This window comes from Hoskinsella mucinilytica (genome assembly GCF_045223415.1).
Lineage (GTDB): Bacteria > Bacillota_I > Bacilli_A > Erysipelotrichales > Erysipelotrichaceae > Hoskinsella > Hoskinsella mucinilytica.
The window spans coordinates 1-514 of sequence record NZ_JBEQZJ010000121.1 but is presented as its reverse complement, the minus strand read 5'-3'; the positions used below and the strand labels follow the sequence as shown (position 1 = coordinate 514).

General features: G+C 30.2%; 1 protein-coding gene. It reads right to left on the bottom strand.

Features of this window, described 5'->3' with window-relative positions; translation table 11 throughout:
- Window positions 1-47: 47 nt before the first annotated feature.
- A partial coding sequence (locus UGRO018_RS17795; RefSeq protein ID WP_416327851.1) for a transposase occupies window positions 48-514 on the bottom strand: 467 nt, incomplete at its 5' end.

Here is a 514-nt window from a genome sequence, read left to right as displayed (position 1 = left end):
AAATTGTACCCTTTGTCAAGGACATTTTTAAGTAAAGAAGAAGGGATTTATGTATTGTTACTTTTCCCTATTTTTAAGGGATATTCACCACTCATTATATACTTATAGTATTCACATGGGGAAAGTTTTGCTAATCCCCATTGATATCTATCATTATTATAATATTCCATCCAGTCATCAATAATTGATTTAACTTCTTTATATTCTCTACACTTACTTATGTCTATTTCATCTTTCATATGTCCAAAAAAACTTTCCTGTGGTGCATTATCCCAACAGTTCCCTTTCCTCGACATTGATTGTCTTAATTTTCTATCCCTTAATATCTGAATAAAACTATAACTTGTATAATGACATCCCTGATCTGAATGCACCAATGTTTCTTCACTTAGTGATATTCCATGTCTATCTATTAATTTATTTACTGTTTCTAAAACAAAATCTACCTCCATTGTTTCACTTAACACATATGCTAGTATTTCTTTGGTAAAGGCGTCTAATATTGTTGATAGGT